The following is a 16,091-nucleotide window of genomic DNA, read 5'->3' as shown; positions in this document are numbered from 1 at the left end:
ACATGAAAATCGTAGTACTTGCTGGATCAATCGTCGGTTCAAAGACAAAAACCGCTATGCTGAAAACAGTGGAAATCCTTAAACAAAACTACCCTCAGCATGAAGTCATGCTCATAGATTTAGCAGAATATACAGTAGAGTTTAGTGATGGACGTAATTACTTTGAATATGAAGGAGATACGAAATACATTACAGAGACCATCATGGCAGCAGATGCCATGATTATTGGAACGCCGACATTCCAGGCATCGATTCCCGCAACACTTAAAAACATCTTCGACTTACTCCCTGTTAACGCTTTTCGAGACAAAGTCGTTAGTAGTATCGTGACAGCTGGTACAGCGAAGCATTATTTAATGGTGGAACAGCAATTAAAGCCAATCTTGGCGTATATGAAAGCACACATCGTTCCAACATATGTATTCATAGAAGAAAAGGACTTCTTACGTAAAGAAATTGTGAATGATGATATCCTATTCCGTTTAGAACGATTGGTTGAGGATACAGTACTAACAGTAGAAGCATTCGAAGCCATTCGTAGGAAAAAAGACGAAGAATATGATTTTTAAAAGGAGCGCATATGATCATTAACAAAAATTTATATGGGCTGTTCTGTTAATCATTTTTTGGATAGGTATGGATTATTCGGTTGAAATTAAAAACTAATAATAGAAATCTTATTTCTCAGTAATAATTAGATTTAAAAAGTAATTCTCGTTTTCGAGACGTTTAATTTGATTTCCAATCGATTGATTGGTAAAGTGAAACAGAGTTAACGAATGGATTTTATTTTTTGTCCAATATCTCTAATACGAGACATATGAAGTGGCTGCATTAAAAATTGAAAAAGACGCTTTTTTTAGCTGATCTTTATCAATTCAAGAAAATACACGTGTTTTTTCTTGTAGCTAACCCAAACTAACCCATGATGAAAAAGAAAAAATTACTTATTTAGATAAGAGAAAAATGAGGGATATATAATGGAAATCAAAGGAATACATCACGTTACAGCGATCACTAGCAGCGCAGAAAAAAACTATGAGTTTTTCACTTATGTTTTAGGCATGCGTTTAGTTAAAAAAACGGTGAATCAAGACGATATTCAAACGTATCATTTATTCTTTGCCGATGATAAAGGCAGTGCAGGCACAGACATGACCTTCTTTGACTTTCCCGGCATTCCAAAGGGAGTGCATGGTACAAACGAGATTTCAAAAACATCATTCCGAGTGCCGAGTGACGCTGCATTGGATTATTGGGTAAAACGTTTTGAACGTTTAGAAGTCAATCATACAGGGATCAATGAACAGTTTGGCAAGAAAATTCTCTCTTTCGTTGATTTTGATGATCAACAGTATCAATTGATTTCAGATGAAATCAACAAAGGGATTGATTCCGGTACGCCTTGGCAAAAGGGTCCAATCCCACTTGAATATGCAATTACTGGTTTAGGACCTGTTTTTATCCGGATTGCGAATTTTGATTACTTTAAAGAAATGCTGGAAAAAGTTTTATTATTTAAAGAGACAGCTCAAGAAGAGTCATTTCATTTATTTGAAGTAGGTGAAGGCGGAAATGGTGCCTCAGTCATCGTGGAACATAATACGCTTCTTCCTGAGGGCCGCCAAGGCTTTGGTACAGTACACCATACGGCTTTCCGCGTAGAGGATCGTTCAGTACTTGAGGGATGGATTGACCGGATGAATAGTTTTGGATTTCAGACATCTGGTTATATAAATCGCCATTTCTTTGAGTCATTGTATTCAAGGGTTGCACCACAAATCTTATTTGAGTTCGCGACAGATGGTCCTGGTTTTATGGGAGATGAACCTTATGAAACGCTTGGGGAAAAATTATCTTTACCTCCATTCCTGGAGCCTAAACGTGAAGAAATAGAAAAATTGGTTCGTCCGATTGATACAGTAAGAAGCACGAAGGAATTCATTAAAGAATAAAACCAGAGGCTGGAACACAAACTTTCACTAGTAATTTTGGTTTTCAAACGAATGGATGAATTTTTGCGGCTCTAGCAAGGTTTACAGTAAAACAACTTAGAATACACATCCTCTCAACTATTTTGTACTTGAATTATGTTGCAGGGCAAAATATTGAATATCAAATATATTCAAAGGAGGTGGTTATAACTAAACGAAAAGAGGAAATCATATATGGGAATTTTAAATAAAATATTCGGGAGAACAAAGGAGAATAAAGATATGTCAAACGTCAAATTAGCAGTAGTTTTTTATAGCATGGGTGGAACAAATTATCAACTATCAAAATGGGCAGAAGAAGGAGCCAAAGAAGCTGGAGCAGAAGTAAAATTACTAAAAGTACAAGAATTGGCACCGCAATCCGTTATCGATGGGAACGAAGGATGGAAAGCTACTGTTGAAGCAACGAAAGACGTTCCAGTTGCAACATCAGAAGATCTTGAATGGGCAGATGCAATCATCTTTAGCGCTCCGACTCGATTTGGAAACATGCCATCACAAATGAAGCAGTTCCTTGATATTCAAGGCGGGCTTTGGGCTGGTGGAAAAACAGTGAATAAAGTGGTAAGCGCAATGACTTCCGCGCAAAACCCACACGGTGGTCAGGAAGCGACTCTTTTATCATTATATACTTCCATGATGCACTGGGGAGCTATTATCGCAACTCCTGGTTATACAGACCAAGTCCTATTTGGAGCAGGTGGAAACCCGTATGGAACTAGCGTAACTGTAGGACAGGATGGAAAAATGATTGAAGATGTCCAAGCGGCTGTCAAACATCAAGCGAAGCGTACAGTGCAAGTTGCGGAATGGGTTAAAAAAGGAAATCAATAAGAAAATACAAAGGCTGACCGATATTTATTCGGTCAGCTTTTTTTACGTTGTGAAGTATTATCGTAAAGGTCAAATTGAATTGTTTACAGTGATCAGCATTTCTTTTGCAATGAGGAATGCTATTTACCTTTGGCTGAAATTCAAAGAGCTTCACAACAATGTATGGAAATCGATAAAGATTTATTGCAATTCGATAAATGTTGTATTATTCTCAAATAGAAACTAAATATGCGAGGTGCTTTTTGTGAAACATGGTTCAACATTATTTTTAAAGATAGCTGTTATTTTTATTGGCCTTCCTGTTCTTGCTTTGTGCATCTTTGCGCTGCCCCAACTCGCGAGTGTAGCGATTGCAGAGGCCGTGAAAGGTGCAAAGTTGGGTTATGTGATAGTAGGCCTTTTAGTAGTTATGTATGTATCGGTGCTCCCGTTTTACTTTGCATTGTATCAGGCATTTAGACTATTAACGTATATTGACAAGAACCAAGCCTTTTCGGAATTGTCAGTAGGGGCACTGAAAAAAATTAAAACTTATGCCCTCTCAATCAGCGGTTTGTATGTGATCGCGCTGCCATTGGTTTATATCATCGCGGAGTGGGATGACGCACCGGGTCTCATATTAATTGGGCTGGTCATGGTCGGTGCATCCATGGTGATCGCGGTCTTTGCTGCTGTTCTTCAAAAGCTTTTAAAAGATGCGATCGATATTAAATCCGAAAATGATTTGACGGTCTGAGGTGAATAATATGGCGATTATAATTAATATTGATGTGATGTTGGCTAAAAGGAAAATGAGCGTAACGGAGCTTTCACAAAGAGTTGGTATCACGATGGCCAATCTTTCTATATTGAAAAATGGCAAGGCAAAAGCGGTTCGATTATCAACTTTGGAGGCAATTTGTAAGGCTTTGGATTGTCAGCCAGGCGATATTTTAGAATACAAAAGTGATGAAAACGCTCAAGAATGATGAAGGTATATATTTAGTGCAACCTTCTACTAAGAGTACGGCACTTTTGACTTGGTGGTTCTCGTCTAACATTCTGCGCTGTCACCTTTTAATTAGCAAATCCGAATAATACTTTACGAACTGGATCTACTAGATGTAAACCCCAGCAATCTTCCTATGTGAAGTTTGCTGGGGTTTTAAGTTGGATGTGCTGACTATCTGTTCAACATCTCGTAATCTTCAATTCAACTCAATTAAAATAATCCAACAATCCTTGATAAATACCGTGTGTAGCCTGTTCACGGAAATGATTGGTCGTGATTTGGCGTTCTTCATTGTAATTCGATAAGTATCCTAGTTCTACCAGCACGCCAATTCGGTTATTTTCGCGCAACACATGAAAATCTCCGAATTGCGTACCGCGGTCTCGTAACGTGATCGTAGAAGCTAACCCTTTATTGATAGCTTCTGCGAGCGGCTGTTGTTCAGATCGCGTGTAATAACTCGTGAATCCTGAAATCGATGGGTCTACATGCGCGTCATAATGAATACTGACGAACGCATCCGCATCATGGTACTGTGCAATGGAAGCACGCGCTCCAAGCAATACATATGTATCCGAATTCCGTGTTAATACTACTTCAGCCCCTGCTTTTTGAAGCTTCGTTGCAAGCAGCTCTGCTGTTATAAGCGTCAAATCTTTCTCGATCGAACCATGGGCGCCTGTTGTCCCTCGGTCATGTCCACCATGTCCCGGGTCCACCACAATCGTCAACCCTTTCAGCGTCCCTTTGACCCGAGCTTGTTTTGTCTGCTTTTGCCCAGTTGGGGAAGAAGAATCCGTTGTGGTCACTACCCATTCCGCTACAAATGCTTGCTGGCCGTTTGGCAATGAAATTTTATACCAATCGTCCTGCTTGTCGATAATTGGATAGTTCTCACCTGCGTTCACTCGGAAAACGACCGGCGATGAAGTAGAAGGCTCTTCACGTAAATTCGTTCCATCTGTCAGGATGGTAACGATTCCTTGGTCGGTCTCATCAGTCGATGCTACTTTTGTTTGATTCGACGAAAGATGCCCGTGGAATGAATAGACCCAACCTGTCTTTTTCTTATCCAATTGGACTTGCACCCAATTGCCATCAGTTGCCACTACAGGGAACGTATCGCCTTTGTTAATCTGCGTTAGTTTTTTTGACTGCAGTGTCGCTTTTTTACGAACATTGAGCTTTTCAACCGCCACTGTAAATTCATCGGGATCAGTTACTTCTTTAGATACGGCAGGCTGTTCGATTTCATCCTCTTCACCCGACGCTGCGAATGAAGATTCCTTCGCTTCCGACACATACTCAGCAGAAACCCAGCCTTCTCTTCCGTCCAGTATGATTGAAATCCAATCACCTTCTTGACCGGTAGCTGTCGCAATCGCACCTGCACGCATTTTTCCGATGACCGCAGATTGAACGGAAGGACTGGAACGGATATTAAGTGAATCGACTTTCGATACGACTTCCTTTGACTGTTCGCTCGTTTCAGCAGAGCGCGTCAGCCACTTTGCAACCCATCCTTGTTCCTCTCCAAACTGGATTTTCAGCCAATCTCCATCGGTCTCTAAAATAGTTAAGCGATCTTGATCTTTTAATTGACCGACAACAGGATAGGTGAGCCCAGGCCCGCTGCGTACATTAAGGGTCGGCGAATCTACTTCAACGGTTTCCGCTAAGCCGCTTGGGAGACTACTGAAAAATAATAAGAGTGCTAGAGACATTATTAAACCAAAGCGATATTTTCTCATGTCTTCACCTCCTTACTTCGTATTGTACCGAACAAGCCGCAGTAAACGCCACAATTAGATAAAAAAGTTGACAGTTTGAGTAGAAGTGATTAACATAGGAAATAATCGAATCGAACTACATACCGATGAGATGGAAAGTAACTTTACGAACGGCTGGAAAGAGAACAGGGAACTTGGCTGAAATTCCTTGACAGAACAGTAAGGCGAACAACACCATGGAGGTTTTGTGCTGAAATTAGTAGGCATGAACGGAACCGGCCGTTATCCGGATTCGAGTGGGCACAGTATGTGTCAATTTGGGTGGAACCGCGGAAGCTACAAGCTCTCGTCCCTATGTTTTTAGGGATGGGAGCTTTTTTATGTTTTCTGAAAAGGACACCCGCAACTATTAGGTCATTGAAAGGGGTTATGAACATGAATTTCAAAGTTCCTCGGGGTACACAGGACATCTTGCCTGATGTTTCTTGGAAATGGCAACGTGTCGAAAACATCATCCAATCTGTTTGTGATGTTTACAATTACAAAGAAATTCGCACACCTATTTTTGAACAAACCGAATTATTCCAACGCACAGTCGGTGATACGACCGATATCGTACAAAAAGAAATGTACACATTCACAGACAAAGGCAATCGCTCGATGACATTGCGTCCTGAAGGCACAGCGGCAGTCGTTCGTTCATTCGTTGAGAATAAAATGTTCGGCTATGCAGATCAACCTGTAAAATTATTTTATACAGGACCGATGTTTCGTTACGAACGTCAACAAGCGGGACGCTATCGTCAGTTTGTACAATTTGGCGTAGAAGCAATCGGGAGTGATGATCCGGCTATTGACGCTGAAGTGATTGAGTTAGCAATGACCGTCTATAAGCGCGCAGGATTGTCAGACATCAAACTCGTCTTGAACTCACTCGGTGATAAGGAATCCAGAAACTCACACCGGGAAGCACTCATCGCACACTTCACTCCGCACATCGGAGAATTCTGCCAAGACTGCCAAAACCGTCTGGAGAAAAACCCGCTGCGCATACTAGACTGTAAAGTGGACAGAGAGCATCCGTTGATGGAAACTGCTCCATCTTTAGCAGACTATTTGAATGAAAGCTCATCGGCTTATTTCGAAAAAGTAAAACAGTACTTGGATATAGCAGGAATCGAATACGAATACGATCCAAACTTAGTCCGCGGACTCGATTATTATAATCACACTGCATTTGAGATCATGAGCACATCAAAAGGCTTCGGCGCCATCACCACGCTTTGCGGCGGCGGTCGCTACAACGGCCTAGCAGAAGAAATCGGCGGACCACCAGCACCTGGTATCGGCTTTGCTATGAGTATTGAACGCCTCCTGCTCGCACTAGAAGCAGAAGAAAAATCCTGGACAGATGAACCGTCACTAGACGTCTATCTCGTCACATTAGGCGACGCAGCCCGAACAAAAGGCTTCGAACTCATCGGAAAACTTAGAGAAAACGGCCTTCGCAGCGAAATGGATTACATGGACCGCAAAATGAAAGCCCAAATGAAATCCGCTGACCGCCTGCAAGCAAACTACGTCATCGTCATCGGCGAAGATGAAGTAAACGAAAACACCGTCCAACTAAAAAACATGGCAGACGGACAGCAGAAAAAAGTATCCATGGATGATTTATTGGAAGAACTGAAGAAGTAATATAATTAGGATCGGTGTTTTTATTTATCTTCCAAGACTTTAGTTGATTGTAGTGGAAGGCGGCGACTCCTGCGGGATTAGCGGGACAGGTGAGACCCCACAGGGAGCGTAGCGACCGAGGAGGCTCACCGCCCGCCCCGCGGAAAGCATCCGCCTGCAACGGAAATCAACGGTGGGTGGATATGATGTACCAGTTTTAAACGCTAATGCAAATGCAATTAAAACCAACAACAAAGAATTGAAAGGTAGTGTAGTCGTCATGCAACGCACACATTATTGTGGAAACCTAACAGAACAACAAATCGGACAAGAAGTCACCCTCCAAGGCTGGGTACAAAAACGCCGCGACCTGGGAGGACTCATCTTCATCGACGTCCGTGACCGTGCAGGAATCGTCCAAACTGTCTTCAACCCGGATATTTCTAAAGAAGCACTGGAGATTGCCGAAACACTGCGTAACGAATACGTCGTCGAAATCAAAGGACACGTCATCGAACGCGCGGAAAAAACAAAAAATCCGAACCTGAAAACAGGCGCGATCGAAGTCCAAGTAAGCGACGTCAAAGTCGTCAATGAAGCAAAAAATCCGCCATTCACAATTGAAGACAACACCGACGTAGGGGAAGAAACGCGTTTGAAATACCGTTACTTAGACCTTCGCCGTCCTGAACTTGCACGTATTTTCAAAATGCGCTCAGACATCACGAAAACGGTCCGCAATTTCTTGGACGATGAAGGCTTCTTGGAAGTTGAGACGCCAATCCTTACGAAATCAACACCTGAAGGCGCGCGAGACTATTTGGTTCCAAGCCGTGTGCATGAAGGGGAATTCTACGCACTACCGCAGTCACCGCAACTATTCAAGCAATTATTGATGGTATCTGGCTTCGACCGGTACTACCAAATTGCACGCTGCTTCCGTGACGAAGATTTACGTGCAGACCGCCAACCTGAATTTACTCAAATCGATATGGAAATGAGCTTTATGTCGATTGAAGATATTTTAGAGATGAATGAACGTTTAATGAAGAAAGTCATGAAAGATGTAAAAGGGGTCGACGTCGAAACACCATTCAAGCGACTTCCTTATGATGAGGCGATGAGCCGCTACGGTTCAGACAAGCCGGATACTCGTTTTGGAATGGAATTGACGGATGTATCGGAAATCGTCAAAGACTCTTCATTCAAAGTATTTGCCGGAGCAGTCGAATCGGGTGGACAGGTGAAATTAATCAACGTCAAAGGGGCAGCAGAGAAATATTCCCGTAAAGATATTGATGCGCTTGGCGAGTATGCAAAAGTGTACGGAGCAAAAGGACTAGCTTGGTTGAAAGTAACAGAAGACGGCTTTAACGGACCTATAGCGAAATTCTTCGACGGAGAAATTGGCGAAGCTCTTAAAGCTGCAGGAGAAGGACAAGTGGGTGACTTATTCCTTTTCGGTGCGGATAAGAAATCCGTTGTTGCGGATTCGTTAGGAGCATTGCGTTTAAAATTAGGAAAAGACTTGGATTTGATCGATCAGTCTCTGTATAATTTCCTATGGGTTACAGACTGGCCACTTTTCGAGTACGATGAAGAAGACGGCCGCTACTACGCAGCGCACCATCCATTCACTATGCCTGCTGATGTTGAGCAGTTAAAAACTCATCCTGAGTCGGTAAAAGCGCAAGCATATGACTTAGTGTTAAACGGCTACGAACTCGGCGGAGGATCATTGCGTATTTACCAACGTGAAGTACAGGAAGAAATGTTCAAGGCACTTGGCTTCACTGAGGAATCCGCTCGCGAACAATTCGGTTTCTTAATGGATGCATTTGAATATGGAACACCTCCACACGGCGGAATTGCATTCGGTCTAGACCGGATTGTCATGTTGCTTGCGGGCTCCACAAACTTGCGTGACACTATCGCATTCCCGAAAACAGCAAGCGCAAGTGATTTGTTGACGGAAGCGCCAAGTTCCGTAGATGATGCACAATTAAAAGAACTAGGGATTAAAGTGGTAGCTGAACCAGCAAAAAAGTGAGGAATCTACTATTTTTGAAAGACTGTATTCAAATTGATTGAATTATGAAATAGTATATGATAGGATAAAGATAGTAAAAATCCTGAAGTGTTCGTCATTTGCCAATCAGTTTTGACCCAACATATTATCGTCGGGAGTCTGCTGTTCCAACTTGGATGGCATGCCTTTAATCGGGACGTCAAAAGAGCTGGATAAGACACCCACCTGCTACATGCGGGTTCAAAGCGATATCCAAAGACGGCACAGTCGGGATTTTACTTTCTTGCAAACTTCCAACCTCTTGCATCTGCAGGAGGTTTTTTTGCGCTTCAATTAAGTTAGTTGCACTGTGGGCTATGACTGCATTAACATAGGGAATAAGACAAATTACTTTAAAGGATGGGTATCTATGTTACATCAATTTTCAAGAAATGAGTTAGCAATCGGCAAGGAAGGCGTCGAGCGGATGAAAGGGAAGACCGTTGCGATCCTCGGTGTAGGAGGCGTAGGTTCCTTTGCGGCGGAAGCATGTGCCCGGACAGGGGTTGGACGCATTATTTTGGTGGACAAGGATACAGTTGACATTACGAACATTAACCGTCAATTGGTCGCTTACCTTTCGACTGTCGGAAAATCGAAGGCTGGCGTCATGAAAGAACGGATTGAGGATATTAATAAAGAGTGTGAAGTCATCTCGCTACATATGTTTTATACGGAAGAAACAGCAGAGGAATTTTTCTCTTATAAACCGGATTACGTCATCGATGCGTCGGATACGATCAGTTACAAAATTCATCTGATCCAAGAATGCCTAAAACGAGGAGTGAAAGTAATCTCCAGCATGGGGGCTGCAAATAAAACGGATCCGACTCGCTTCCGAATCGCAGATATTTCAAAAACTCATACCGACCCGCTTGCAAAGGTCATTCGCCTTCGTTTGAGAAAGCTAGGCATTGCCAAAGGAGTGCCCGTCGTGTTCTCTGATGAAAGTCCGATCGTTATTCGGGAAGATGTCGTAGAGACCGTCGGAAATCCTGATGCTTCCATTCGAAAAGCACAGATGCCTCCAGCCTCCAATGCTTTTTGTCCTTCTGTTGCTGGTTTGATTTTGGCCAGCTGGGTATTAAATGATATAGTGGCGGATATTCCTGTTGAACGCGTAAACGATTCAAAATAAAGGAGAGATGTTCGATGGATGCAGTTGAAATGATCATTAATGGAAAGCTAATCGGCTCAAATTTACCGCAAATGGATGTGACCAATCCTGCGACGGGCGAAAAGATTGCAATGGTACCGCGTGGCGGAGCAAAGGAAGCGGTGCAGGCAGTGGACGCAGCTTCTGCTGCGCTAAAAGAGTGGTCTGCACTGTCTGCATATGAACGCAGTGCGTTTTTGATGAAATGGCACGCATTGATCTCGGAAAATGAAGAGAGCTTAGCCACGACGATGACGATGGAACAAGGAAAGCCCTTGTCAGAAGCATTGGGTGAAATGCGCTATGCGAATGGTTTTATTAGCTGGTATGCGGAAGAAGGGAAGAGAATTTACGGTAAAATGATCCCTGCAACCCACTCAACAAAGCGGCTCTTTGTCCATAAGCAACCCGTTGGCGTAATTGCAGCCATCACACCTTGGAACTTTCCGGCTGCGATGATTACACGGAAAGTTGGACCTGCTCTTGCCGCTGGCTGTACGGTCGTGTTGAAGCCGGCTTCTCAAACACCATTGACAGCTCTTCGTTTAGTCGAGTTGGCACACCAAGCGGGCATTCCAGAAGGTGTCGTCAATATCGTAACCGGGAGTGCCAGTGAGATTGCGGGTGCCTGGCAAGAGGATGGGCGTGTGCGCAAGCTGACGTTCACCGGTTCTACTGAAGTGGGAAAAACGCTGATGAAAGGGGCTGCCGATACAGTGAAGAAAATTTCATTGGAACTCGGTGGACATGCTCCGGCAATCGTGATGGCTAATAGCGACCTTGATAAAGCAGTAGAAGGGATTATCGCTGCGAAATTCCGTAATGCAGGCCAGACTTGTGTCTGTGCCAACCGAATTTACGTCCATTCGTCAGTAGCTGAGGAATTTACTCGGCGCATCGGTGAGAAAACGAAGGAGCTGAAGGTTGGGAATGGAGTAGAAGAAGGCGTGGAGATCGGTCCTTTAATCGATGAGGCTGCGATTGAAAAGGTGTTGGAACACGTTACGGATGCAAAAACCAAAGGAGCGACTATCGTGGCTGGAGGAGAGCAGATCGATGGATTATTCTATTCACCTACTGTGCTTTCAGATGTAACGGATGAAATGCTCTGCATGAAGGAAGAAACATTTGGCCCGGTGCTTCCGATCACGTTGTTTGAAACGGAAGAAGAAGTGATTCAGCGTGCCAATGACTCCATCTATGGGTTGGCTGCCTACGTCTTCACTGAAAACATTTCAGAGGGAATCCGAATTTGTGAAGCCTTGGAGTACGGTATCGTCGGTCTGAATGACGGTCTGCCATCTGCCCCGCAAGCACCGTTTGGCGGGTTTAAACAAAGTGGGCTTGGACGAGAAGGCGGGCATCATGGGATCGATGAATATTTGGAAGTGAAGTATATTTCACTGGGTCTTTAATGAAATAAAGGTGCAGGCACGGGTTTGATCGATGAGAAGAAAACAATATCTAACAATATTTTTGGGGAACTAATTCGCGTATGAATTGGTTTCCCTTTTTTATTGAAAGCTAAATTTTTGTGTGGTGTTTAATATACGAATCAACGAGACGTTGCACATTTAAATTAACGCTATGGTGTTAATTGGCATGATGGAAATGATTACAAATTGTATACATCTTAGGTAGCGGTTTGCTTATTATGAGAATAAATAGGTTTCTTGTAGGGTTTAGAAAAAGGTTGTGGTAAAATAAGTTAAAATATTAGAAAGGGTCTGTGCGGGGAATTAAGAGAGGGTTTTTTCTTCAACAAACTGGCCGTTTTACAGAATAAGGATATTAATATACCGGGCGATAGTGGGAGATATAGTTTGTAAGGTGATAAGGGAAACAATGTGGAGGAACCAGTTATTATTGGAGATTACAATTCAGGGTGGTTGAAAGAAAAAAAGCTATTAAGTTAAAATAAAAGCAAAAACGTGTGATTATAGTAGTTCTATGTATAGTAGCGTTTTTAGCTTTATTTTATTTGTATTAACATGTAAGAATTAACTCTAATGATTTTCGGTAATAGAACTATTAGAAAAATAAACGTGTAAGGATGATAGCATACGTGGAAAGAAATATTCTAGCGATTTCCGGTGGTGGTTTTTCTAAAGAAGAGAAAGCTTATATAGACGAGTACTTACTAAAAATTTTCACGTAATGATATAGTAAATGCCTTCAATAATTTTTCATCACTTTTATGGCATTAATTTTATATGCTTATTTGGAAAGTTCAACTATCCGGCCAGATTGTTTAGTGACTCTATTGGATATTTTGAAGAAGTACACTAAACTAAAGAACAGATTTGTTTAGAAGAAAATTGAGTATTATTAAAATTATAGATTTAGGAGGATTTTCAGATGGAATGGTCTCAATGGTTGCAAGGTGGTCCTTTCCTTGAAGTGAGTTTCTTGTTGGAACTTAAAGAAGAAAAAACGAAAACAATACAAGAAATTATTAATAAGTTATCAAGGGTCACAAATAAAGTTGAAATCGTTGATAAAAACGTTGATGAAATTATTGGTTTTTTGATAGAGGTCATCCCTATGATGAAGAAGATCCAAAATCCTCAAATTTGCACTCATTAAGATTAAGATTATATGTTTATTTATCAAGGAAGCGAAAGGCGATATTACAAATAGAAATGGTTTCTACAAATGCACTAATGGTTAATTTTTGGTTTTATGGGGATAAATTTGATGAACCTGAATGGGATCAAATCGGTATAAAAAAAGAGGAATTTGGAGGATTTGTTAGTTTTCTCAAAGAGCTCTATTCCGTTTATGAATTTAAAATCGGTGGCATCGCAATCGATGAAGATGTTCTTGAATTATTTAGGCTCGGCGAACCATACCCTGACGAACGTTATCGTTTTGAGAACCTGTCTCCTGACAGTTTTCTTAAAGAACCATCTCATTTCATATATATAATTTGGAAGGAAAATTATGAGAAATTAAGCCATATTTCTTACAATCACAAAAGGCTTGGTAAGGAAGGAATCCTTATTGAAACCGGTAGTTTTAATGTCTAACCTTGTTCAATCATAGGGCGCTTTTGTCGTATAGAAATATACCGGGAAAAGGTTAGATTCTTTTTAGGCGAGGAAGGGTTACGGTGAAAAAAGTTATTGTTGTTCTATCAATTTGTATATTAATCGTGTTAAGTGGATGTTCGGATAAAGACGAAGGTAGGTTTACAGTTGGCAATATGTCTACCGACGATTTCCTTCCAGATAACACCTACTTTTTGGTCGTGCCTATTGATTGGTCTGGAAGCCAACCTGCCGTTATTGACTCCATTAAGATAGTGATTGGCGACACAGCGATAGAAGATACAGAGGGTATTTCTTAAGAGTTTTATGGTGGACGTCCAAATAAACCTATTGGAGTTTATCCCGGAGATACTATAGGTGGCAAACAAGATATCCAAGGATATGAAATCAAATAGGAAGGAACTCTTATTCTGAAAGTTAAATTAAGCAACGTAAATAAAAAGAATAATAGGCAGATGAAAATCCATTGCAGTGTAAACGGAGAAATAAGAGAACAAACTATATCAACGTCAACTGTAGAAGGGCTTTCAACTAAATAGTTCAGTAAACGGACTAGATTCTAGTAATAAAGATTTGCGCCCATTCATCAATCGAGCCATATTGTAGTGTAAAGAAACTGATAGAAGTTGATTAATAACACTAACTTAGTATATTTTTAAATTATCATAAAAAAGGGAGATTAGCCTATGTTATCGAGCATTGCAGTAAACGTTTTTACAGACACAAAAGAACAAAACGTTACAGGGGTACAGTAATAATAAGCCCTTTACTGCGACCCCTGGAAAAATGGGGGAATCTAAATTGATTAAGAAATATGTTCAAAGTTTTTTAACAGGAGATAAAGTAATTCTACGCAAAATTACAAAAGAGGATTACGAGAGTTTTTCTAATGTTGAGGAGGTAATGGAAAGTCGTCTACTAATGAACGATAGTATACCATTCCCACCAACTGATGCAGAACATGAGAAGTTTCTTAGCGAGATCAGTTCTGACAAAGATGAATACATGTTTGCTATTGAACTTAAAGATGAAAAAGTATTCATCGGAACTATCTCTGTTTACTTGGTTAACTGGAACAATGGTACTTGTCATGTTGGAATCTCTATTGCACCTGACTCTCAAGGAAAAGGTTATGGAACAGATGCAATGATAGTTTTGCTTAACTTTATTTTTAATTATATGAATTTAAATAAGGTGAAACTTCAAGTATTTGGTTATAACAGAAGAGCTATTGGCTCATATGAGAAATGTGGTTTTCAATTGGAAGGCACACTTAGAGAAGAACTTTTTAGATTTGGCAAGTATCATGATATTCTTGTTATGGGTTTGATAAGAAAAGATTGGGAAAAGACATTAGTTTAAACAAATAAATGAGTGAGCAAATCAGTAAGCTGGTTTGCTTTTTTTAATATTATTCCTACGATAATCGAGCGCTTTTCTTGGAGGAAGATCAGTGCTCATTTTTCGTAAACTGTCTCTTTCTTTGTGGAGTGAATTGTACTAGTGCTTAGAAAATTGGTTTATTTACAACAGAGCAAACTAAGCAAGATGTTGAGGGGGAATTCAAGTTGCCGTTAAAAAGGTTTTCCTTTTGGCTACCTGTAATGTCAGTCATTCAATACATATTTTAATTGTTGGCAAACCCAGTTAAAGACATCTTATTTGCTCTTGATCCCTTGTCCGAAAAATATGTTGGATGCTTAACATTCATGATTTTCTGTATGATAGCGAACATTCTAAAATTCTTTTTCCAGGCTTTTTGGTGCACCTTTTCGTATGGCTAATCTATGGCTTTATTATTGATTACATTCAAGGTGTTATTTAGGCAAGATAAAAGGGGACTGGGAGTGCGTGCGTATTAGTTTGCAATTAACTGGCCAGATTGCGAGGGAAAGTAAGCAGTCAATGGAGAAGTTATATAAAAAAAGAAATTATGGATTTTGGAGGAATAAGGTATAGAAGACACTTTTAAAGGTGTTAAATTAATGGATACGTCGATTCCCAACGTCGTTAGAGAATCGATTGCTTAACGATGTAGAGGTGTAAAGCGCATACAAGGTCATTTGGCAAAACTACATTTGCAATTAACTAAGATGTGAATGTCGATACTTACCATTGAACATAGGATTCCAACGAAGGATCGGATGGAAGAATTAAATGAACTTCATTCATAAAAAAGGATGGTGCAGAAATTAAATCTGCTCCCATCCTTTTTAATGTGATCGATATTTTATTTCCTTAATTAACAAACTGATTGCCAAAAGGATACTTGCCCCCAAAATGATTGGTCCGACTTTAAAATAAAACATGCCGATCAAGTAAAAACCAATAGCCTGCGCGACTGTCACGCTTAAACCATAGACAAATGCTTGGTAACGGTTTTTACGAATAGCAAGAAATAGTTGGAGTATAATGATATTACCTAAAAGTAAGATACCTGCCGCAATCAAGTAATCGACTGAAAAAATGCTTGTTCCTTCTGCTGTGCCAAAGAGTGAAAATGAGGCTATCAAAATTGTGGGAATGTTAATGGCAACCAATGCCACTACCCAAATGATCCATTGTACTGGTTTATTCATTGTATTATCTCC

General features: G+C 40.9%; 15 protein-coding genes, 1 other RNA gene and 1 other annotated feature. Of the genes, 14 read left to right on the top strand and 2 right to left on the bottom strand.

Features of this window, described 5'->3' with window-relative positions; all coding sequences use genetic code 11:
- The first annotated feature begins 2 nt into the window (after window positions 1-2).
- The 5 genes from MKY93_RS09545 (at window position 3) to MKY93_RS09525 (ending at window position 3,796) form a co-directional block, all read left to right on the top strand.
- Window positions 3-569 (top strand): NADPH-dependent FMN reductase, encoded by a 567-nt coding sequence (locus MKY93_RS09545; protein ID WP_078816744.1) that lies wholly within the window; start codon window positions 3-5, stop codon window positions 567-569.
- Between the two features lie 408 nt (window positions 570-977).
- Complete coding sequence (locus MKY93_RS09540) at window positions 978-1,955, top strand: ring-cleaving dioxygenase (RefSeq protein WP_340760927.1); 978 nt, start codon at window positions 978-980, stop codon at window positions 1,953-1,955.
- 261 nt (window positions 1,956-2,216) lie between these two features.
- Window positions 2,217-2,828: an NAD(P)H:quinone oxidoreductase gene (wrbA, locus tag MKY93_RS09535; protein WP_040759591.1), complete on the top strand. Its 612-nt coding sequence runs from the start codon at window positions 2,217-2,219 to the stop codon at window positions 2,826-2,828.
- A gap of 244 nt (window positions 2,829-3,072) precedes the next feature.
- Window positions 3,073-3,564 (top strand): DUF2975 domain-containing protein, encoded by a 492-nt coding sequence (locus MKY93_RS09530; protein WP_040759186.1) that lies wholly within the window; start codon window positions 3,073-3,075, stop codon window positions 3,562-3,564.
- Window positions 3,565-3,574: 10 nt separating this feature from the next.
- The gene (locus MKY93_RS09525; protein ID WP_340758901.1) at window positions 3,575-3,796 is read left to right on the top strand and encodes a helix-turn-helix domain-containing protein; all 222 of its coding nucleotides are present in this window, start codon (window positions 3,575-3,577) and stop codon (window positions 3,794-3,796) included.
- A gap of 229 nt (window positions 3,797-4,025) precedes the next feature.
- Here the strand turns inward: MKY93_RS09525 and MKY93_RS09520 are convergent, their stop codons facing one another.
- Window positions 4,026-5,570 (bottom strand): SH3 domain-containing protein, encoded by a 1,545-nt coding sequence (locus MKY93_RS09520; protein WP_340758900.1) that lies wholly within the window; start codon window positions 5,568-5,570, stop codon window positions 4,026-4,028.
- 116 nt (window positions 5,571-5,686) lie between these two features.
- Window positions 5,687-5,906: a binding site (T-box leader), on the top strand.
- 78 nt (window positions 5,907-5,984) lie between these two features.
- Here MKY93_RS09520 and hisS point away from each other — a divergent pair.
- From hisS to MKY93_RS09475, 9 genes are all read left to right on the top strand, one after another.
- Window positions 5,985-7,247 carry a histidine--tRNA ligase gene (gene hisS / locus MKY93_RS09515; protein ID WP_221836634.1) on the top strand — a complete coding sequence of 421 codons (1,263 nt, stop codon included), beginning with the start codon at window positions 5,985-5,987 and terminating at the stop codon, window positions 7,245-7,247.
- Window positions 7,248-7,506: 259 nt separating this feature from the next.
- Window positions 7,507-9,276 carry an aspartate--tRNA ligase gene (gene aspS, locus MKY93_RS09510; RefSeq protein WP_340760926.1) on the top strand — a complete coding sequence of 590 codons (1,770 nt, stop codon included), beginning with the start codon at window positions 7,507-7,509 and terminating at the stop codon, window positions 9,274-9,276.
- A 76-nt stretch (window positions 9,277-9,352) separates the two neighbouring features.
- Window positions 9,353-9,533: non-coding RNA, 6S RNA (gene ssrS, locus MKY93_RS09505), on the top strand.
- A 131-nt stretch (window positions 9,534-9,664) separates the two neighbouring features.
- Window positions 9,665-10,432 (top strand): tRNA threonylcarbamoyladenosine dehydratase, encoded by a 768-nt coding sequence (locus MKY93_RS09500; protein WP_221836635.1) that lies wholly within the window; start codon window positions 9,665-9,667, stop codon window positions 10,430-10,432.
- 14 nt (window positions 10,433-10,446) lie between these two features.
- Window positions 10,447-11,865: an NAD-dependent succinate-semialdehyde dehydrogenase gene (locus tag MKY93_RS09495; RefSeq protein ID WP_340758899.1), complete on the top strand. Its 1,419-nt coding sequence runs from the start codon at window positions 10,447-10,449 to the stop codon at window positions 11,863-11,865.
- A 943-nt stretch (window positions 11,866-12,808) separates the two neighbouring features.
- Window positions 12,809-13,036: a hypothetical protein gene (locus MKY93_RS09490; RefSeq protein WP_340758898.1), complete on the top strand. Its 228-nt coding sequence runs from the start codon at window positions 12,809-12,811 to the stop codon at window positions 13,034-13,036.
- Window positions 13,037-13,092: 56 nt separating this feature from the next.
- Window positions 13,093-13,479 (top strand): hypothetical protein, encoded by a 387-nt coding sequence (locus MKY93_RS09485; RefSeq protein WP_340758897.1) that lies wholly within the window; start codon window positions 13,093-13,095, stop codon window positions 13,477-13,479.
- Window positions 13,480-13,562: 83 nt separating this feature from the next.
- Window positions 13,563-13,799 carry a hypothetical protein gene (locus tag MKY93_RS09480; RefSeq protein WP_340758896.1) on the top strand — a complete coding sequence of 79 codons (237 nt, stop codon included), beginning with the start codon at window positions 13,563-13,565 and terminating at the stop codon, window positions 13,797-13,799.
- 502 nt (window positions 13,800-14,301) lie between these two features.
- On the top strand, window positions 14,302-14,862 hold the full coding sequence (locus MKY93_RS09475) for a GNAT family N-acetyltransferase (protein WP_340758895.1): 561 nt from the start codon (window positions 14,302-14,304) through the stop codon (window positions 14,860-14,862).
- An 851-nt stretch (window positions 14,863-15,713) separates the two neighbouring features.
- On the opposite strand, the gene MKY93_RS09470 is transcribed toward MKY93_RS09475, so the two are convergent.
- Window positions 15,714-16,079, bottom strand: coding sequence for a hypothetical protein (locus MKY93_RS09470; protein ID WP_340758894.1), 366 nt, complete (start codon window positions 16,077-16,079; stop codon window positions 15,714-15,716).
- Window positions 16,080-16,091 lie beyond the last annotated feature (12 nt).

The organism is Sporosarcina sp. FSL W7-1283 (assembly GCF_038003105.1).
Taxonomy (GTDB): domain Bacteria; phylum Bacillota; class Bacilli; order Bacillales_A; family Planococcaceae; genus Sporosarcina; species Sporosarcina newyorkensis.
Note: the sequence above shows the minus strand (reverse complement) of the source record. Positions and strands in the feature narration are given on the sequence as shown.